This is a genomic window from Cyanobium sp. CH-040, from assembly GCF_024346135.1.
In the GTDB taxonomy this organism is placed as follows: Bacteria; Cyanobacteriota; Cyanobacteriia; order PCC-6307; family Cyanobiaceae; genus NIES-981.
In genome coordinates, this window is the sequence record NZ_JAGQCJ010000008.1 from 100,863 (window position 1) to 119,346 (window position 18,484).

The window sequence follows — 18,484 nt, forward strand, 5'->3', positions numbered from 1 at the left end:
GCCGAGGTACCGCTGCTCAGATCCCCAGCCGTTGCCAGATCACATCCAGGTTGGCCTGGTGCAGCTCGGTGGAGAAGCACTCAGCGAGCTGGTCGGGGCTGAGGCGGGAGGTCACGTCGGCGTCGGCCTCGAGGTTGGCGCGGAAATCGCCGCCGACGGTGTTCCAGGCGTTGTGGGCGTTGCGCTGCACGATCCGGTAGGCGCCCTCGCGGCTGATGCCGCTCTCCACCAGGGCCAGCAGCACCCGCTGGCTGAACACCACGCCGCCGTACACATTCATGTTGCGGGCCATGTTCTCGGGGTACACGCCCAGGCCCTTCACCACGTCGGTCATCTCCCGCAGCATGAAGTGCAGCGTGGCCGAGCAGTCGGGCAGCATCATCCGCTCCACCGAGCTGTGGCTGATGTCGCGCTCATGCCAGAGGGCGCAGTTTTCCAGGGCCGCCACCACGTAGCTGCGCAGCACCCGCGCCAGGCCGCTGATGCGCTCGCTGCGGATCGGATTGCGCTTGTGGGGCATGGCCGAGCTGCCCTTCTGGCCCTTGGCGAAGTTCTCCTCCACCTCCAGCACATCGGTGCGCTGCAGGTTGCGGATCTCGGTGGAGAAGCGCTCCAGGGCCGCTCCCACCAGGGCCAGAGTCTGGATGTACTCGGCGTGGCGATCACGGGCGATCACCTGGGTGCTGGCGGTGTCGGGCACCAGGCCGAGCCTGGCGCAGGCAAGTTCCTCCACCTGGGGATCGGTGTTGGCGTAGGTGCCCATGGCGCCGCTGATCTGGCCCACGCTCACCACCCGCTCGAGGCGCTCGAGGCGCTCCTGGTTGCGCACCACCTCCGCCAGCCAGCCGGCCAGCTTGAAGCCGAAGGTGATCGGTTCGCCGTGGATGGCGTGGCTGCGGCCGATCATCACCGTGCCCTTGTGGGCGCGCGCCAGCTCGCGCAGGGCCTCGGCCAGCTGGTCGAGCTCGGAGCGCAGCAGCTGCACCGAGGCCTTCAGTTGCAGGGCCAGGCCGGTGTCGAGCACGTCGGAGCTGGTCATGCCCACGTGAATGTGGCGGCCGGCGTCGCCCACGTGTTCGTTCACGTTGGTGAGGAAGGCGATCACGTCGTGGCGCACTTCGGCCTCGATCTCGAGGATGCGCTCCACGCTGAAGGCGGCCTTCTCCTTGATCGTGGCCACGGCCTCGGCCGGCACCCGGCCCAGCTCACAGTTGGCCTCGGTGGCGGCGATCTCCACATCCAGCCAGCTCTGGAACTTGGCTTCCTCGCTCCAGATAGCGCCCATCTCGGGCAGGGTATAACGCTCGATCAAGGCCGCCGGGGGCTCACAATCCTCCCAATGTATGGGTCGCCGGAGCTGCTCCCGCAGCGCTCACCCGCGCGGTGCGCGCGACAGCGCAGAGCGGGAGCAGCTCCGGCGCGTGGGAGAGGGGCTGGGGGGGGGATTACCCCCACCAGGGCACGCCTGGCAGGTCTGTGCCACCCGTCCAGGGCTGGCTGGCCCCGGGAGGTGAGGGGCGGCGGGCCGTGCAGGCTTGGCCGGGGGCGTCAGCTCATTGGGTGCGCTGGACGCCGGTGTCTTGTTCCGGTTGCAGTCCCCCTCCCCCCAGCCCAGCTCTCTCCTGAGCCGAACGCCTGCCGCGCAGGCGACGTTGCCCGCGCAGCGGGCGCGACACCGGAGTGGCAGGTGCTCGGCTCAGGCGACTGCGGTCAGCCGCCGGTGCTCCACCTCCCATTGCACCAGGGCGCCCCAGGCCTGCTGGCGCACCCAGCAGCGGCCGCCGCGGCAGCGGATCAGCTCGAAGGGAGGCAGGTCGTCGGGCTGGTTGCGCAGTTTCACGAAGCTTCCCGGTTGCAGGAGCTGCACCACGTTGGAGGCCTTCTGCTGCAGGGATGAACAGCGGCTGGATCCACCGCTGGCGGCCCTGGCGGCAGTGCTGGCGCGGCGGGGAGCCATGGCGGTGTGCTCGGCTGAAGTCATCCTCCCGCGCATCCGCCGCACCCCCTCCACCCGGGGGCAATCTGTTTCGTTTCGGTTGTGGTTTCATCACACCATTCCCTCCGGCCCGCCTGCCGGCGCCATGGCCAGCCTTCCTCGCAAGCAACGCCTCGATCTGGAGCTGGTCGACCGCGGCCTGGCCTCCAGCCGTCAGCAGGCCCAGCAGCTGATCCGTGCGGGCCGGGTGCGCTCCGGTGATCGGGTGCTGGACAAGCCGGGCACGGATGTATCCAGGGATCTGGCCCTCGAGGTGCGCCAGCCACCCCGTTTCGTGTCCCGTGGGGGCGACAAGCTCGAGGCGGCGCTGCAGGCGTTCGCGCTGCCGCTGCAGGGCCGGGTCTGTGTCGATGGGGGCGTGTCCACCGGTGGCTTCACCGACTGCCTGCTCCAGCACGGTGCCGCCCGCGTGTACGCCATCGATGTGGGCTACGGCCAGACGGCCTGGAGTCTGCGCAGTGATCCGCGGGTGGTGCTGCGTGAGCGCACCAACCTGCGCCATCTCAACGCCTCGGATCTCTTTGCCGCCGGCGATCCTCGGCCCGACCTGGCCGTGGCGGACGTGTCGTTCATCTCGCTCGCGCTGGTGCTGCCCGCGCTGCTGGGCTTGCTCCAGCCGACTGCTCAGGGGGCTGGCGTGGATCTGGTGGTGCTCGTCAAGCCCCAGTTTGAAGTGGGCAGGGGGCGTGTCGGCAAGGGAGGCGTGGTGCGCGACCCGGCTGCCCATGCCGACGCCATCGAAGCTGTGATCGCGGCCGCTGCGCCGCTCGGGCTTCAGCCGGCCGGTCTGGTGGCCTCACCGATCACGGGTCCGGCGGGAAACCATGAGTACCTGCTGTGGCTGCGCTCGGGCGGCTCGACGCCGGCAGAGGACCTGGCCGGGGAGGGTCGCCCGCCCGGATCATCTCCCCCCTCCCCGCCTGTGGACGGGAGGACGATCCGTGAACTGGTGCAGGCGACCCTGGGGGCAGGCTGAGGCCGACGATCCGGCGGTTGGCCGGCGGTCAGATGGCGCCGCTGTCGCGGTCACCGGTTCGGATGCGGATCACCGAGTCGATCGTGCTCACGAAGATCTTGCCGTCACCGATCTCGCCGGTGCGGGCAGCACCCTGGATCGCCTCCACGACGGTGTCCACCTTGTCGTCGTCGACGACGATCTCCAGCTTGAGCTTCTGCAGGAACTCCACGGTGAACTCGGAGCCCCGGTAGCGCTCCACCTGGCCCTTCTGGCGTCCGAATCCGCGCACCTCGCTCACGGTCATGCCCACGATGCCCGCATTCACCAGCGCGATCTTGACGTCCTCGAGCTTGAAGGGACGAATGATGGCCTCGACTTTTTTCATGGAAGCAGCTGAGCTGGGTGGATGGGCTGGACGGAGAGTCTCTCAGGGAATCCCCGCCAGAGGGCGGGACGGGCCCATCAGACCTGAGCTGATCGGGGGTTGTCGTAGCCGTTGCTACGCCCGTTCACGACCCTCCATAGGATCGCTCCCGAGCTGGCCCGGTGTCATGACCTCCTCCGAACAAACCCGCACACCCCGCTACGGCGAGCGGGCGATCGCCGAGGCCGAGCTGATCTGCTTCGACAACCCCAGGCCTGGCCGCCCCTACGAGATCGCCATCACGCTGCCCGAGTTCACCTGCCTGTGCCCCTTCTCCGGTTATCCCGATTTCGCCACCCTGCGCCTGCTTTACCAGCCCGGCCCCCGGGTGATGGAACTCAAGGCGATCAAGCTCTATGTGAATGGCTATCGCAACCGGTCGATCTCCCATGAGGAGGCCGCCAACCGGATCCTCGACGACTTCGTCGCCGCCTGTGAACCCTGCTGGATGCAGCTGGAGGCCGATTTCAACCCCCGTGGCAACGTCCACACCGTGGTGCGGGTCAGCCACGGCAGCCGTCAGGACTGCTGAGCTGGCCGAGGAGCAGGGGAAGCTCGATGGCGAAGGCGGTGAGATTGCGGTTGCAGAGCCCGGCCACGTGCAGCCGCCCAGCCGGTTCTCCCGCCTCGGCGATGGCCCAGAGCTGGCGGGTGGCCAGCAGGCTCAGACCGCCACCCAGCAGGGCGATGGCGAATCCTGCGTACACCAGCGGCACGCCCGGATCGCGCTTCAGCAGGATGCCGCTGGCGGGCAGCACCCCACGCACCCGCAGGGGCAGCCCGTTCACCTCCAGCGCCTCGCCGCCCACGCCAAGGGAGCCGATCAGCACGCCGTCGGAGCCGTAGACGTCCACGGGCCCCTGCTCGCTGGCGACACTGAGGAGCACGGGATCACTGCCGTCCGGCCGGGTCGGCAGCACCAGCCCCCACACCTGGTCTCCGAGTTGGGGAAGGCTCTGCAGCGGCAGCTGCAGCTCCGGGCTGCGGCCCAGCTGAAGGGTGATGGCCGCCAGCCCCCAGTCGGCCTGGTAGAAGGTGACGCCGCGGAAGCGCAGTGGGTGGTTGACGCTGATCTCGGCCTCGCGCACGGCCTGGGCAGGCGTCCGGGCCTGGCCGTCCTCCAGTTCGGTGGCTTCCACCGCGGCGGCATCGATCCCGCTGCCCTGGAGAATCCGCAGCCGGGAGCGGAACTGCTCAGGACGACCGGCGGGATCCCGTTCCACCGCGAAGGCATCGAGGGCCAGGGTGAGCTGGCTGTGGCCGCGGCTGTCGATCAGCTCCAGCGTGCGCCCAGGGGCGAGGAACTGCTCCGCGCGCTGGCCCCCCAGGGCTCCCCAGGCTGCACCCACCAGCAGCACCACCAGGCCCGCATGCACCAGCAGGGGGCCCACGCGTCCCAGCACGCCCTGACGGGCCGCCAGCCGGTCGGGGTGGCGTTGCACCTCCCAGCCGCGCTCCCGCAGCAGCTGCTCGAGCCGCGCCAGGCAGCTGTCCACATCCTCCGCTGCCAGGGTCTGGGCCACGCTGAGCTTGCTGAGCTGCCGCGGTGTGCGGTAGTCGATCCAGCGCAGCGCCGCCTGCAGGGCAGGCCACTGGCGCCGCCAGCTGCAGAGCAGCAGCGCCAGGCCGAGCCAGGCCATCAGGCTCAGGAACCAGCCGCTGGAATAGACGTGATCGAGCTGCAGGGCAAGCACCCGCTCCCCGTTCAGCAGCCCGAGCCAGGGCTGGCGGTCGTAGAGCTGGTGGTAGAGCCCCTCCGGCTCCAGCTGGGGGATCACGGTGCCGATTCCGCTGGCGATGGCGATCACCACCAGCAGTCCGATGGCCAGGCGCAGGTCTGAGATCCAGGCGGCCAGCCGGTACAGGAGCCGGGACGCTGAGGCTTGACCCATCACGACCAGTTGGCCACCAGTGTCAGCAGCCCGGTGGTCACCAGCACGGCACCGCTGAGGGGCGGCACCCACTGACCAGCCTGGCGGAGGCTGAGCAGGCCGGGCAGACTGGCGGCGGCAGTGCCGGCCACCAGCAATGGCAGCACCTGTCCGGCCCCGAAGCAGGTGAGCAGGAGCATTCCCGCCAGCGGCCGGCCCGCCTGCGCCATCCAGCCCAGCAGCACGGCCAGCACCGGCGTCGTGCAGGGCGTGGCGGCCAGGCCGAAAGCCAGTCCGGCCGCCAGGGGTTCCAGGGGAGCGGGCACCAGGCGGCGCCAGCGCTCGGGATCCGGGCCTGCCGGCAGCGGCACCCGCAGGATGCCCAGCAGGTTCAGGCCCATCAGCAGGGCCAGGAGGGCCACCAGGGTGGGGATCAGACCGGGGATCTGCCCATAGACCTTGCCCAGAAGGCCGCTCACCAGCCCCAGGAGCACCAGGGCGGAGACGATGCCGCCGGCGAAGCTGAGGCTGCGCAGCCAGGGAGCACGGCCCTGGCCTGCACCGGCGGGCTGCAGGCTGCCCAGCTGCGGCTCACTGCCGAAACCGGCCAGGTAGGCCATGGTGACCGGCAGCAGGGACAGGGAACAGGGCCCGAGGCTGGTGAGCAGCCCGCCGGTGAACACCACGGCCAGGGTCCCCGGCCCCGGGGAGGTGAGGGATTGGCGCAGCAGGAGCTCGCTCTGACGTGCCATATCGCTGATCGAAAGGCCCAGGTCGGCCAGTGGCAGCCCATCGATGCTCATGGGGCCACCCTATCGGGCGGGCGCTGGCCGGCGTCGGCGGCTGGTGTGGGGAACGGACGCCAGGCCGCCTGCTTCCATGGAGCAGCGGATCAGCAGACCGCAGATCAGCAGTGAGGCCATCAGTGAGTTGCCTCCGTAGCTGATCATCGGCAGCGGCAGTCCCGTGGTGGGCATCGCCCCGGTGGCCACGGCGATGTTGAGGATCGACTGGCCCACCAGGAGCGTGGTGCAGCCCATGGCCACCAGCCGGTGCTGGTTGCTGCGGCAGCTCAGGGCCACCCGCAGCCCCACGAATCCGAACAGCAGCAGGAACAGCAGCAGCACCACCGAGCCCACGTAGCCGAATTCCTCGGCGAACACCGCGAAGATGAAGTCCGTGCTCTGGATCGGCAGGTACTGCAGTTTCTGGGTGGACAGGCCGAAGCCCTCGCCGAACAGGCCCCCGGATCCGATGGCCAGGAGGCTCTGCACCAGCTGGTAGCCATCGCCCTGGGCATCCCGCCAGGGATCCAGGAACGACACCACGCGCAGGCGCTGGTAGGTGTTCATGGAGATGCTGGCGACACCGAGCAGCCCCCCGGCGCTGGCGGCGCCGAGCAGCAGCGGCAGGCCCACGCCGCCCGCCAGGGCCATCAACCAGAGCAACAGTCCGGTGAGGGCGGCGGTGCTGAGGTTCGGCTGCTTGAGGATCATCAGGATCAACAGGCAGAACACACCCACCCAGAGCAGCTTCTGATCGAGTCCGATCCGCCGCCAGTGCGCGAACAGTGCCGCACCCTGGAGGATCACGAAGGGCTTCACCAGTTCCGAGGGCTGCAGCTGGATCGGGCCCAGCACCAGCCAGCGGCTGGCGCCGTTCACCGTGCTGCCCACCACCAGGGTGGCGGCCACCAGCACACAGCCCACCAGCAGTGCCAGGGGAGCCAGATGCAGCCAGCGGCGCAGGTTCGTGCGCACCCCCAGCCAGAGCAGCCCCCAGCTCGCCACCATCCAGATCAGCTGCCGTTTGAGGTAGTAGGCACCGTCGCCCATCTCCCGTTCCGCCACCCACCAGCTGGCGGAGGCCAGCACCAGCAGGCCGACGAGGCTCCAGAGAGCCACCAGCCCCATGAGCAGACGCGCTTCGGCCGGCCAGGCTTCCCACGGCCAGGGCAGCAGACGTTCCACGAGGTTGCTCTTCCGCTTCCCTGGCGCTGTCCGCGAGCCGGGGAGTCGTGTGACGGTGGTGCTCAAGGTGATGGTGGCTCTGGGTCAGAGGCTGGAACCATTGAGCCGTGCCGGAGGTGGGATTGTCGAGACCTGGTCCCGGAAGCGAGCCGAACGGCACGGATGCTGCGTCGCGGACAGGGCTGGGTCAGCTTGTGGTCCTGACAAGGGTCATGAAAAAACCCGGCCACAGGCCGGGTTCGTGACTTCAAGGAGATGAACGGAGCTTGGATGGCACTCCCTGTCGGGCAACCTGAGCGGAGGCCAGGGGAAAAGCTGAGGCCAGGGGAAACCGTGGTTTCAGTTCCCGACGTTCACCTGAGGACGACCGGTGGCCAGCTCGACCTTGAGGATCTTCCCTCCCTGCTTCATGATCCGCTGCTGCTCGGCGAACCAGCTTTCGAAAGGGACCCACTTGGTGAAGTAGGTGTTCTGAAGCTCCCTCTGGGTACGGGCTTTCTCCGGTGAGGGGATGCAGGCCGTGATCTTGAACAGGCGCATGGCTGGGATCCGCTGGATGAACTGGTGGACGGATGTCAGTTGCCCAGGCCGGAGCAGATGTAGTCGAAGTAGACGGCCATCTCACGACCGGCATCGGGACCCACCAGCGAAGCCGTGACTTCCTTCATGGCCTGGATCGACTGCACGGTGGCGCCGATGGGCACTCCCAGGGAGTTGTAGGTTTCCTTGAGGCCGTTCAGAACCCGTTCATCCAGGATCGAGGTGTCACCGGCCAGCATGGCGTAGGTGGCATACCGCAGGTAGTAGTCGAGGTCGCGGATGCAGGCTGCGTAGCGGCGGCAGGTGTACATGTTGCCGCCGGGACGGGTGATGTCCGAGTACAGCAGGGATTTGGCAACGGCCTCCTTGATGATGGCCGATGCATTGGCGCTGATGGTGGCAGCAGCGCGGACCCGAAGCTCACCGCTGGCGAAGTACTGCTCCAGGCGGCCCATGGCGGAACCGTCGAGGTAGAGGCCCTGAACGTCGGCCTGGTTGATGACGTTGGTGATCGCGTCTTGCATGAATCCGTCTGTGGTGGCGGGGATGGAGAGAGGGGCAGCCTCAGGAGAGGGCGCCGACGACGTAGTCGAAGTAGAAGCCGGCCTCTTCGGCGTCGGCGCCAGTGAGCAGGCCCATGGCGGCGTTCTTCATCTCCCGCACGGACTCGGCCATGGCATCGAGGGGAACACCCAGGGAGCGGTACATCTCCTTGGCGCCGATGATGCCGATCTCTTCGATGGGGGTCACATCGCCGGCCACGACCCCGTAGGTCACCAGACGGAGGTAGTAGTCCATGTCGCGCAGACAGGAGGCGGTCATCTCCTCGCCGTAGGCACTGCCGCCGGGGGAGATGACGTCGGGACGCCGCTGGAAGAGCGCGGCGCCCGCCGTCTTGACGATGCGTTCGCGGCTCTCGGAGAGCACCTGGGCGACACGCACCCGGCGCTGGCCGGCGGCGACGAAGGATTTGATCTGGTCGAGTTCGCCAGGGCTGAGGTAGCGGGCTTCGGCGTCCGCGTTGATGATCGAGTTGGAGACGATGCTCATGCAGTTCTGCCTCGAAACAAGCGGCCGCCTTGACGGTGACCGGTATCCGGTGGGTAAGGGAGCGATCGACTCGCGCCGATCGCCGAATCATTCTGTGGCAACGCCCCCGTCCCCCCGGAGCCGCGGTAACAGTTCTTCACGGCGTTCGGCGAAGTCAGATCGCTTGCGGTGCAAGGGATCTGGCTGGCATCGCTGATAGTTCCGGTTGATCACGAATGTTGATATCCGAGGCCTTCATTGTGTCGGCTTCGTTAGCTGCAGGGCTAATTCGAACAGCAAAAGATGCACGGTCGCGCCCAGGCTTTGCTGGCGTGATCGTGCATGGGTGATCTGAGGATGGACTCGATCCGGGTTCTTGCGAATCTGGAGGCTGAGCCCGGGTTTTTGCCGGCGGGTGGGCGCCCTGGCTCAGACGGCTCCCTTCGGAGAAGGGGTCAGCCCTGCGTTGCCGCCGTAAAGGGCAGCCGTGCGGTTGACCGTCACCAGAGGCACGCCGTCGCTGGTGGCCATGCCACGCACATAGGGAACCGTGTCCTGGCCGAAGGCTGCTGCGTAGGCGGGGCTGTTGAGCAGATCGTCGATCGCGGCCAGCAGGCCCCGACTGGTCCCCAGAGCCAGGAAGCGGCAGGTCTCCGCTGGCTGGGCGGCCCGGCCCAGCAGCGCCAGGTGGGCGGCGGCGGCGGCCCGCAGAGGGGCCATGCGGTTCAGTCGTTGCTGGAACAGATCGCTGCCGGCGACAACGGCCACGAACTCGGCGACCGAGAGCTGGTTGTTGCGGAACTGCGACTCGCTGTCCGTGAGCCGCTCGGCGGTGAGAGGCACGCGGTTGAGCAGCTGACGGTAAACCGACTCGATGGCGGTCTGGATGTCGGCCTCGGAGGTGGTGCGGCCCACCTGCAGCGGGCGAGCGAGGCTCTGTCGGCGCCTGAAGCCCTGGGGCTGTCCAGGACGCAGGGCCTGAGCCATGGCGGCGCCCGGCTGCTTCGCCGGCACCGCCGCCAGATTGGTGCTGACGGCCTTGCTCCAGATCCCGGCCACAGGCGCAGGAGCCTGGGCTGGGCGGATCCCCGCTCCTCCGGGAGTGCTCCAGAAGGCCTTGCCTTCATCCGCCCGCCAGCGGCGGCTGGGCGCAGGGCTGGTGCGCAGGCTGCCGGGGCCAGTGCTTCTGGCGGGGGATGGGGGAGCGGCGGTGAGGCCACCGGCGATCTTGGCGCTCCACACCCCGCGGATCACGGTGCGCCGGTCCGGCAGGTTGCGGGGGGTGATGTCGGCGGTGGTGCGCAGCGTCTGGTCGGCGCGCGTCTCGGGCCGCTGACGGGCTGCCGTGTCGACGTAACGCCGGGGATCGAAACCCGGGTTGAGTCCCGGCACCTTGCGGGCATTGCGGTCTGCCGGGGTGATGAAGCGCTCGTAGGGAACGGTGTCCTCACCGAAGCAGTCGTTGTACTCCCGGCTGTTGAGCATGCTGTCGACCACGCCGTAGAAGCCGGAGCGGGCGGCGGTATCGAAGTAGGCGTCGATCTCCCAGCGCCCGAAGGTGGGGCGGCCGAGCAGGCGCCGATGCATCACCTCGATCGCCTTGGTGATGTAGAGGCCGGTCCAGTAGCGGCGCCGGAAGGCGTTGCTGCGGGCCACCTGACGCACGAATTCGCGCAGGCTGATATCACCGTTCTCAAGCTTGATCTCCTCCACCTTGTTGCGCTCGCCCGCGTAGCCGGTGTTGCCGAGCACCTGCACATACACGGCGTTGATCACGGCCTGGGTGCTGCTCTCGGTGCCCCGCACGCTGGGCTGACCCCCACGGCGCGGCACCGAGTTGCCGCCGGTGGCGATCTGCTGCAGCCGCACCACCTTGGGCCCCACCCGGCGCGGCGTGGCCCGGCGGAATGTGGGGCTGTCCATCTGACCCGGCTGGGCCATGCCATTGCCGATCAGGATCCGCCGGGTGTCGTAGCTGAAGGGAGCCGGTCGGGTGGCGACCTTCGCGGTACCGGAGGGGAAGATGGCTCCGTAGGTGAGGGCCAGCGGGTCGTTGCCTCCGCCATAGGGATGCTGGTCCGCCAGGGGCTGGCGGTAGGACGCGTAGAGGGTGACGTACTGCGGAGCCCCTTCGAAAGGAGCACTGAAGCGGAACAGCTTGCGGTTGCTGCCCCAGCCGGCGCTCTCCTGGGCCTCTTCACCGAGGTCACGCAGGAAGGGCACCGTTTCCTCGCCGAACACCCTGGCGTACTCCATCGAGTTCACCAGGGAATCCACCAGACCCGGCAGCCCCTGCTCGCTGACGATGTCGAAGTAGCGGGTGAATTCCTCCCGGGAGCTGATGCCACGCCCCAGGAAGTGGCGGAAGGCCAGCTCCACGGCGCGGCTGTTGGAGAAGCGGCCGTAGAACTGCTTCTGGTAATCGCGGCTGCGGCCAAGGGCGCGGATGAATTCGCGCATGGAGATCTGGCCCTGGCGCACCTGAGTGGCCTCCACCGGACAGACCTCGAGGCTGTAGCCCTTGACGATGTCCCGCTCGAACACCTGCCGGTACGCGGCCCGGATCACCTCGGCCTTCTGGGCCCCGGTCATGGTGGGCTTCATGGTGAAGCGCTGGGCCTTGCCCTGGGCGCCGAGGGCGTAGGTGGCGGGCAGTTGCAGGCCCTGGTTCACCGGGCTGCCGAGACGCTGACGAGCCGATGGGGTGGGGATCGCCAGCTCGGCGATGAGCACGTTGAAGTACTCGATCACCAGGGCGCGCGTCTCGGGCTCGTCCTTGAACAGCCCGGCCGCCGCGGCGCGCATCTCCTGCAGGGCCACGTTGGTGGCCGCAAGGGAACAGGCCTTCTCGAGCACGTCGCGCAGGCCGCGGGTGTTCACGGCAAGGATGCTGGGGTCGCCCGCCACCAGGGCATAGCCCACGTAGCGCAGGAACCAGGCCAGGTCGCGGATCGACTTCTTCATCCGCGCAGTGCCGTAGCGCCCCACGGCGATCGGGCTGAAGCCCGAAGGCAGGACGACGCGGACGTCGGCGTCGCCGCCGGCCCCCTCCAGCAGACGGCCGATCAGGTTGCCCCGGCCGCTGCCGGCCGCCGTGCCCACGAAGGTCTGCACCGAGCGCTGGAACGCCGCCTGGTCCGCCGCCAGGGGTGTGCTCTCAGCCGTGCCGGCGGGGCTCAGGGGGGCGTCGAGGTAGGAGAGGGGAGTGCCGCCCGAGAAGATGCGGTTGGCGGCCTTGGCCACGATGAACTCCGCGTTGGCGCTGATCCGCCGCGCGGCCTCCACGCGGCGCTGGCCGCTCTGGAAGAAGGTGATCAGGTTGTCCAGTTCGCCCCCGTCGGGGAAGCGATCCTCCTGTTCCGCCTGACGGACGCTGGACAGCGGCAGGGTGTCGTAGCGCTGGGGAGCAACCCTGGTGCTGCCGCTGCTGGCGGTCACGGTCATTGACGAGAGCGAACCGGGCTGGGCCAACCTACGGCTGGCCCCTCGGGGCCCCGGGAGGCCATGAACAAATGTTTGCAGCGCCGGCGCGGCTGCCGTGAAATGCTCCATCCAGCGATCCAGCAGCCGTGCCAGCCAGCGATGCCGCCACCCCGGTGGTGAGCGCCTTCTATGACCGCTTCCCCTACCCGTCGGATCCGCTTCAGGACGGCCCACCGCCCGGTTACAACTGGCGCTGGTGCGTGGACAGCGTCCGGGCCTTCACGGCCGGAGCCCTGCCTGCGCCAGCTGCGGGGGGTGCGCGCCGCTGGCGGATCCTCGATGCGGGCTGCGGCACCGGCGTCAGCACCGACTACCTGTGCCACCTCAACCCAGGCTCCACCGTGCTGGCGGTGGACATCAGTGCCGGAGCGCTGGAGGTGGCCCGGGAACGGACCCGCCGCTCCGGGGCCGCCGCCCTGGTGGAGGATCTGCGGATCGAACAGCGCAGCCTGCTGGATCTGGCAGGGGAAGGGCCCTTCGACTACATCAATTCCGTCGGTGTGCTGCACCACCTGCGCGAGCCGCAGGCGGGGCTGCGGGCCCTCGCCGGTCTGCTGCGGCCCGGCGGACTCCTGCACCTGTTCCTGTACGCCGACGGCGGCCGCTGGGAGATCCACCGCGTGCAGCGCAGCCTCAGCCGTCTGGGGGTGGGCAGCGATGGCGAGGCTCTGCGGCTGGGGCGGCAACTCTTCAGCGATCTGCCCGAGGGCAACCGGCTGCGCCGCCACCACGAGCAACGCTGGGCTCTGGACACGGCGGCCGACGCCAACTTCGCCGACATGTATCTGCACCCCCAGGAGAGCAGCTACGACATCGCCCGGCTGATGGCCTTCGTGGCCAGCGCCGATCTGGAGTTCGCCGGATTCTCCAATCCCCAGGTGTGGGATCCTGCCCGGCTCCTGCGCGGTGAACTGCTCGAGCGCGCCCGGGAGCTGCCGGAGCTCGAGCGCTGGGCCCTGGTGGAGGATCTCGACCCGGACATCAGCCACTTCGAATTCTTTCTCGCCAGGCCGCCGCTGCCGCGGCAGGACTGGAGTGACGACGGCGCCCTGCTGGCTGCCTGTGCCCAGCGCAACCGCTGCCTGTGGGGCTGGCCCTCAACGGACCTGCTCGGTCCCGACCTGATTCCCCTGTCGATCGAGGAGCGGGATCTCGCCCTGGTTCAGGCCGTGGAGGCCGCCCCAGCCTGCCCCCTGGGAGACCTGGAGCTGGCCCAGGACCCGCAGGAGCGCTGCCGGCGGGTCCGCCGGCTGATGGCACTGGGGGTGCTGCAGCTGGTGGCTTAATGCTCCGTGATAAGTTGCGCGGGCTTCACGCTTCCTGTGCTTGCAGGCCACTTCCGCCGCCACTGCCTCCCCCGCCGACTCCGGCGACGTCAGTGACCGGCAGGAACGGTCGGACTCCCTTCGGGATGCATCCTCCGCGCCAGGATCAGCCGCGGATGCTGAGTACGCCCGCCTTCAGGCCCGACTGCTCCTGGCCACCCTGACGGTCACCGTCGTGGTCACACTGGCCTGCTGGGCCGTCTTCGGTGCGGCTGCGGGCCGCAGCCTGCTCCTCGGCGGCTGCTGCGGACTGCTGTACCTGCGCCTGCTGGCCCGAAGCGTGGCCCGGATCGGTCCGGATTCCCGCTCCCTGGGGCGCTTCCAGATCGTGGTTCCTGCCCTGCTTGTGGTGGCTGCTGCCCGCATCCCCGCCATTGAACTGTTGCCGGCTCTCGCCGGTTTCGTTCTCTACAAACCGGCCCTGCTGCTGCAGGCCGTCCTTGCCCCCTGAACCAATCCGCATCCCATGGTTCCCTTGCCCCTCGCCCTTCCGTTCGCCGAACTGGAGGTGGGACAGCAGTTCTACTGGCAGCTTGGTCGCCTGCAGCTCCATGGCCAGGTGTTCCTGAGCTCCTGGGTGGTGATCGGTGCCCTGCTGGCCCTGGTGGTGATCGGCACCCGCAGGATGGAACGGGATCCCCGCGGTGTGCAGAACCTGCTGGAGTTCCTCTGGACCTACATCCGTGATCTGGCCCGCGAGCAGATCGGCGAGAAGGCCTACCGCGATTGGCTGCCGTTCATCGGCACGCTCTTCCTCTTCATTTTCGTCTGCAATTGGGGCGGGGCTCTGATCCCCTGGAAGATCATCGAACTGCCCTCCGGTGAGCTCGGCGCTCCCACCGCCGACATCAACACCACAGTGGCGATGGCCTTGCTGGTGTCCCTCTCCTATTTCTATGCCGGCCTGAGCCGCAAGGGATTGCGCTACTTCGAGTACTACGTGGAGCCGACGCCGATCATGCTCCCCTTCAAGATCATCGAAGACTTCACTAAACCGCTCTCCCTGTCCTTCCGTCTGTTCGGAAACATCCTGGCCGACGAGCTCGTGGTGGGCGTGCTGGCGTTCCTGGTGCCGGTGATCGTTCCCCTGCCGGCCATGTTCCTGGGCCTGTTCACCAGTGCCATCCAGGCGTTGATCTTCGCCACCCTCGCCGCCAACTACATCGGCGAGGCCGTGCACGAGGAACACCACTGACACCTCCCGCTCAGGTCCTCCACTCCTGAGCTGTCCAGAAGAGTTGCTGGCAGCCCATCTGCCAAACTCATCGCGCGCAGGTCCGGGTGGAACCGGGCCCGCTCCCTGAGGGGAGTGTCCCGGCCGCGCTCCAGCCCATTCCGCGCTTTTCCTGCGCTCTCCTCATCTCCTTTCCACCAATGAGTGATCTGACCTCCGCCGCTTCCGTTCTGGCCGCCGCTCTGGCCGTGGGTCTCGCCGCCATCGGCCCTGGCATCGGCCAGGGCACCGCAGCCGGTCAGGCTGTGGAAGGCATCGCCCGTCAGCCCGAGGCCGAGGGCAAGATCCGCGGCACCCTGCTGCTGTCCCTGGCCTTCATGGAAGCTCTCACCATCTACGGCCTGGTGGTGGCCCTGGTGCTGCTGTTCGCCAACCCCTTCGCCGGCTGATCGAGCACAGCGGGGGCGGCTGAGTCCGTCCCCTCCGTGACTGCTCAACCGTCCCCACCGGCGATCCCTTCACAATGACCAGCTGGCTCCTGCTTGCCACTGCTGACGCCGTCACCGGCGCTGCGACCGGCTCCCCGGAGGGGGGTCTCTTCGACCTTGATGCCACCCTGCCGCTGATGGCGGTGCAGGTGGTCCTTCTCACCTTCATTCTCAACGCGCTGTTCTTCCGCCCTGTCGGACAGGCCGTCGAGGAGCGTGAGGGCTACGTCACCACCAGCCGAGCCGAGGCCAAGCAGAAGCTGGCTCAGGCCGAGCGTCTTGCCGCTGATCTCTCCGAGCAGCTGCGCGAGGCCCGTCAGGACGTCCAGAACCTGATCGTGGAAGCGGAGCAGGAGGCCGACAAGCTGTACCGCGAGGCCCTCGCCGCCGCCCAGGCCGAGTCCATCGCCGTGCGTGAGCAGGCCCGCAGCCAGATCGAGTCCGAGAAGCAGCAGGCTCTTGCCTCCCTCAAGGCCGAGGCCGATCGTCTCGGCGCCCTCATCGTCGACCGTCTGCTCGCCGCCTGATGAGCTTCACCCCCTTCTTCACAGCCCTTTTCGCCCACCACGGCGGCTTCGGTCTCAATCTCAATCCCCTCGACACCAACCTGATCAACCTGGTCATCGTGATCGGGGTTCTGGTCTGGTTCCTGAGGGGTTTTCTGGGCGGGATCCTGGAGCGCCGCCGACAGGCCATCCTCGCCGACCTCTCCGATGCCGAGCAGCGGCTGCAGTCGGCCACGGCAGCCCTCACCCAGGCTCAGCAGGATCTGGCGGCCGCTCGCCAGAAAGCCGAGCAGATCCGTCAGGACGGCCAGGCCCGTGCCCACGCCGTCCGGGTCGACAGCCAGCAACGCACCATCGAGGAGATGGCCCGGCTCAAGGAAGACGCCACCGCCGATCTCAAGGCCGAGGCCTCCCGCGTCACGGCCTTGCTTCGCCGCGAAGCAGCCCGCCAGGCGATCGAACAGGCCCTGGCCAGCCTGCCCGCCAAGCTTGATGAGACAGCTCAGGCCCGCCTGATCGACCAGTCCATCCAGAACCTGGGGAACGCCTGATGCCACTGCTGAACACCATCGCCACCCCCTACGCCGAGGCCCTCCTGCAGGTCACCGAGGCCCGCGAGGAGACCGACACCGTGGCTCAGCAGGTCAGGGACCTGCTCGCCATCTGGGATGCCACTCCCCAGCTGCGTGAGGCCATGACCTCCCCCGTGCTGGAACCTGAAGCCAAGAAGGCCGCCCTGATGGCCCTGTTCGGGGAGCAGATCAGCCCGTCGCTCCAGAACCTGCTCAAGCTCCTGGCCGACCGTCAGCGCACGCCGGTGCTGGATTCGGTGCTCAGGCGCTTCCTCGAGCTCTACCGCCAGTCGCGCGACATCACTCTGGCCCGGGTCACCTCTGCCACGCCCCTCAGCGAGGAGCAGCAGAGCCAGCTCAACGCCCGTGTCCGGGCCATCGCCGGCAGCAAGGCCGTGGAGTTCGACCTCGCGGTCGACCCCTCCCTGATCGGGGGCTTCGTCGTGAGCATGGGTTCCCAGGTCATCGACGCCAGCCTCTCCGGCCAGGTCCGCCGTCTCGGCCTCGCCCTGGCCAAGGTCAGCTAGCCCACCAGCCAGTTCTGAAGGGGCTGCTGAAGCCCCGCTCCACCCTCCTTCTCCTCCGCTCTCCTTCCTCAGCCCCTCCCCGGGGCTTCCCGCCATGGTTTCCATCCGCCCCGACGAGATCAGCGCCATCCTCAAGCAGCAGATCGAGGACTACGACAAGTCGGTCGCCGTCAGCAACGTCGGCACCGTGCTGCAGATCGGTGACGGCATCGCCCGCATCTACGGCCTGCAGCAGGTGATGGCCGGCGAACTTGTTGAGTTCGAGGATGGTACCGAAGGCATCGCCCTCAACCTCGAGGACGACAACGTCGGCGTGGTGCTGATGGGCGAGGGCCGTGGCATCCAGGAAGGCAGCACCGTCAAGGCGACCGGCAAGATCGCCTCCGTTCCGGTGGGCGACGCCATGCTCGGCCGGGTGGTGAATTCCCTGGGACAGCCGATCGACGGCAAGGGTGACATCGCGACCACCGAGACGCGCCTGATCGAGTCGATGGCTCCCGGCATCATCCAGCGCAAGTCGGTGCACGAGCCCATGCAGACGGGCATCACCGCCATCGACGCGATGATCCCGATCGGCCGGGGCCAGCGCGAGCTGATCATCGGTGACCGCCAGACCGGCAAGACCGCCATCGCGATCGACACGATCATCAACCAGAAGGGTGAAGACGTCGTCTGCGTCTACGTGGCCGTCGGCCAGAAGGCTGCCTCCGTCGCCAACGTGGTGGACGTGCTGCGGGAGAAGGGCGCGCTGGACTACACCATCGTCGTGGCCGCCAATGCCTCGGAGCCCGCTGCCATGCAGTTCCTGGCCCCTTACACCGGCGCGGCCCTGGCTGAGTCCTTCATGTACAAGGGCAAGGCCACCCTGGTGATCTACGACGACCTCACCAAGCAGGCCCAGGCCTATCGCCAGATGTCCCTGCTGCTGCGCCGCCCGCCCGGTCGTGAGGCCTATCCCGGCGATGTGTTCTACCTCCACAGCCGCCTGCTGGAGCGCGCTGCCAAGCTCAGCGACGCCATGGGCAAGGGCTCGATGACGGCCCTGCCGATCATCGAAACCCAGGCCGGTGACGTGTCGGCCTACATTCCCACCAACGTGATCTCGATCACCGACGGTCAGGTGTTCCTGAGTTCCGACCTGTTCAACTCCGGTCTGCGGCCTGCCATCAACGTGGGCATCTCGGTGAGCCGGGTCGGTGGCGCCGCCCAGACCAAGGCCATCAAGAAGATCGCCGGCACCCTCAAGCTCGAGCTGGCCCAGTTCGACGAGCTGGCGGCGTTCTCGCAGTTCGCCTCCGACCTCGACGCCTCCACCCAGGCCCAGCTCGCCCGGGGCAAGCGTCTGCGCGAGATCCTCAAGCAGTCCCAGTTCAGCCCCCTCAACCTGGCTGAGCAGGTGGCGGTGGTCTACGCCGGTGTGAAGGGGCTGATCGACGAGGTTCCCGTGGAGTCCGTCACCCAGTTCTGCCGTGAGCTGCGTGACTATCTCAAGACCAACAAGGCCGACTACATCAGCAAGGTGATGTCCGAGAAGCAGCTCAGCGAGGATGCTGAGGCCATGCTCAAGGACGCCATCAATGAGGTGAAGTCGACCATGCTTGCCACCGCCTGAGGGAGCTGA

At 68.1% G+C, this 18,484-nt stretch carries 20 protein-coding genes; 10 read left to right on the forward strand and 10 right to left on the reverse strand.

What is annotated here, in order from left to right:
• Positions 1-16: 16 nt before the first annotated feature.
• Both purB and KBY90_RS09140 read right to left on the reverse strand, forming a co-directional pair.
• Positions 17-1,312 (reverse strand): adenylosuccinate lyase, encoded by a 1,296-nt coding sequence (gene purB / locus KBY90_RS09135; RefSeq protein WP_254968277.1) that lies wholly within the window; start codon positions 1,310-1,312, stop codon positions 17-19.
• A gap of 384 nt (positions 1,313-1,696) precedes the next feature.
• Positions 1,697-1,891, reverse strand: a complete 195-nt coding sequence (locus KBY90_RS09140) for a hypothetical protein (RefSeq protein ID WP_254968314.1) — start codon at positions 1,889-1,891, stop codon at positions 1,697-1,699.
• A gap of 190 nt (positions 1,892-2,081) precedes the next feature.
• Here KBY90_RS09140 and KBY90_RS09145 point away from each other — a divergent pair, with 190 nt between their 5' ends.
• Positions 2,082-2,972: a TlyA family RNA methyltransferase gene (locus KBY90_RS09145; protein ID WP_254968278.1), complete on the forward strand. Its 891-nt coding sequence runs from the start codon at positions 2,082-2,084 to the stop codon at positions 2,970-2,972.
• A gap of 28 nt (positions 2,973-3,000) precedes the next feature.
• Here the strand turns inward: KBY90_RS09145 and KBY90_RS09150 are convergent, their stop codons facing one another.
• On the reverse strand, positions 3,001-3,339 hold the full coding sequence (locus KBY90_RS09150) for a P-II family nitrogen regulator (RefSeq protein WP_254968279.1): 339 nt from the start codon (positions 3,337-3,339) through the stop codon (positions 3,001-3,003).
• 166 nt (positions 3,340-3,505) lie between these two features.
• On the opposite strand from KBY90_RS09150, the gene queF reads away from it, so the two are divergent.
• Entirely contained in the window at positions 3,506-3,910 is a 405-nt protein-coding gene (gene queF, locus KBY90_RS09155; protein ID WP_254968280.1) for a preQ(1) synthase, read from the forward strand.
• Here the strand turns inward: queF and KBY90_RS09160 are convergent.
• The 7 genes from KBY90_RS09160 to KBY90_RS09190 form a co-directional block, all read right to left on the reverse strand.
• Entirely contained in the window at positions 3,882-5,270 is a 1,389-nt protein-coding gene (locus KBY90_RS09160) for a cytochrome c biogenesis protein ResB (RefSeq protein ID WP_254968281.1), read from the reverse strand. The two genes, queF and KBY90_RS09160, sit on opposite strands and share 29 nt — an antisense overlap.
• A complete protein-coding gene (locus KBY90_RS09165; protein WP_254968282.1) occupies positions 5,270-6,052 on the reverse strand; it encodes a cytochrome c biogenesis protein CcdA in 783 nt (260 codons plus the stop codon). The genes KBY90_RS09160 and KBY90_RS09165 overlap by 1 nt, the downstream gene beginning before the upstream one ends.
• Before the next feature lie 9 nt (positions 6,053-6,061).
• Positions 6,062-7,162, reverse strand: coding sequence for an FtsW/RodA/SpoVE family cell cycle protein (locus KBY90_RS09170; RefSeq protein WP_254968315.1), 1,101 nt, complete (start codon positions 7,160-7,162; stop codon positions 6,062-6,064).
• 396 nt (positions 7,163-7,558) lie between these two features.
• Entirely contained in the window at positions 7,559-7,759 is a 201-nt protein-coding gene (locus KBY90_RS09175) for a phycobilisome linker polypeptide (RefSeq protein WP_254968283.1), read from the reverse strand.
• 35 nt (positions 7,760-7,794) lie between these two features.
• Complete coding sequence (apcB, locus tag KBY90_RS09180) at positions 7,795-8,283, reverse strand: allophycocyanin subunit beta (RefSeq protein ID WP_006909433.1); 489 nt, start codon at positions 8,281-8,283, stop codon at positions 7,795-7,797.
• Positions 8,284-8,323: 40 nt separating this feature from the next.
• Positions 8,324-8,809 carry an allophycocyanin gene (locus KBY90_RS09185; RefSeq protein ID WP_254968284.1) on the reverse strand — a complete coding sequence of 162 codons (486 nt, stop codon included), beginning with the start codon at positions 8,807-8,809 and terminating at the stop codon, positions 8,324-8,326.
• A gap of 408 nt (positions 8,810-9,217) precedes the next feature.
• Positions 9,218-12,232, reverse strand: a complete 3,015-nt coding sequence (locus KBY90_RS09190) for a phycobilisome rod-core linker polypeptide (protein WP_254968285.1) — start codon at positions 12,230-12,232, stop codon at positions 9,218-9,220.
• A 125-nt stretch (positions 12,233-12,357) separates the two neighbouring features.
• Between KBY90_RS09190 and KBY90_RS09195 the strand changes: the two genes are divergently transcribed.
• The 8 genes from KBY90_RS09195 (at position 12,358) to atpA (ending at position 18,475) form a co-directional block, all read left to right on the forward strand.
• On the forward strand, positions 12,358-13,557 hold the full coding sequence (locus KBY90_RS09195) for a bifunctional 2-polyprenyl-6-hydroxyphenol methylase/3-demethylubiquinol 3-O-methyltransferase UbiG (protein WP_254968286.1): 1,200 nt from the start codon (positions 12,358-12,360) through the stop codon (positions 13,555-13,557).
• A 214-nt stretch (positions 13,558-13,771) separates the two neighbouring features.
• Complete coding sequence (locus KBY90_RS09200; RefSeq protein ID WP_315858721.1) at positions 13,772-14,047, forward strand: hypothetical protein; 276 nt, start codon at positions 13,772-13,774, stop codon at positions 14,045-14,047.
• Between the two features lie 15 nt (positions 14,048-14,062).
• Positions 14,063-14,791, forward strand: a complete 729-nt coding sequence (gene atpB / locus KBY90_RS09205) for a F0F1 ATP synthase subunit A (protein ID WP_254968287.1) — start codon at positions 14,063-14,065, stop codon at positions 14,789-14,791.
• Positions 14,792-14,970: 179 nt separating this feature from the next.
• Complete coding sequence (atpE, locus tag KBY90_RS09210; RefSeq protein ID WP_006911576.1) at positions 14,971-15,219, forward strand: ATP synthase F0 subunit C; 249 nt, start codon at positions 14,971-14,973, stop codon at positions 15,217-15,219.
• Positions 15,220-15,293: 74 nt separating this feature from the next.
• Positions 15,294-15,785 (forward strand): F0F1 ATP synthase subunit B', encoded by a 492-nt coding sequence (locus KBY90_RS09215; RefSeq protein WP_254968288.1) that lies wholly within the window; start codon positions 15,294-15,296, stop codon positions 15,783-15,785.
• Positions 15,785-16,315: a F0F1 ATP synthase subunit B gene (locus KBY90_RS09220; protein WP_254968289.1), complete on the forward strand. Its 531-nt coding sequence runs from the start codon at positions 15,785-15,787 to the stop codon at positions 16,313-16,315. The genes KBY90_RS09215 and KBY90_RS09220 overlap by 1 nt, the downstream gene beginning before the upstream one ends.
• A complete protein-coding gene (gene atpH / locus KBY90_RS09225; RefSeq protein ID WP_254968290.1) occupies positions 16,315-16,863 on the forward strand; it encodes an ATP synthase F1 subunit delta in 549 nt (182 codons plus the stop codon). The genes KBY90_RS09220 and atpH overlap by 1 nt, the downstream gene beginning before the upstream one ends.
• A gap of 94 nt (positions 16,864-16,957) precedes the next feature.
• Positions 16,958-18,475, forward strand: a complete 1,518-nt coding sequence (gene atpA, locus KBY90_RS09230; RefSeq protein ID WP_254968291.1) for a F0F1 ATP synthase subunit alpha — start codon at positions 16,958-16,960, stop codon at positions 18,473-18,475.
• Positions 18,476-18,484: the final 9 nt, after the last annotated feature.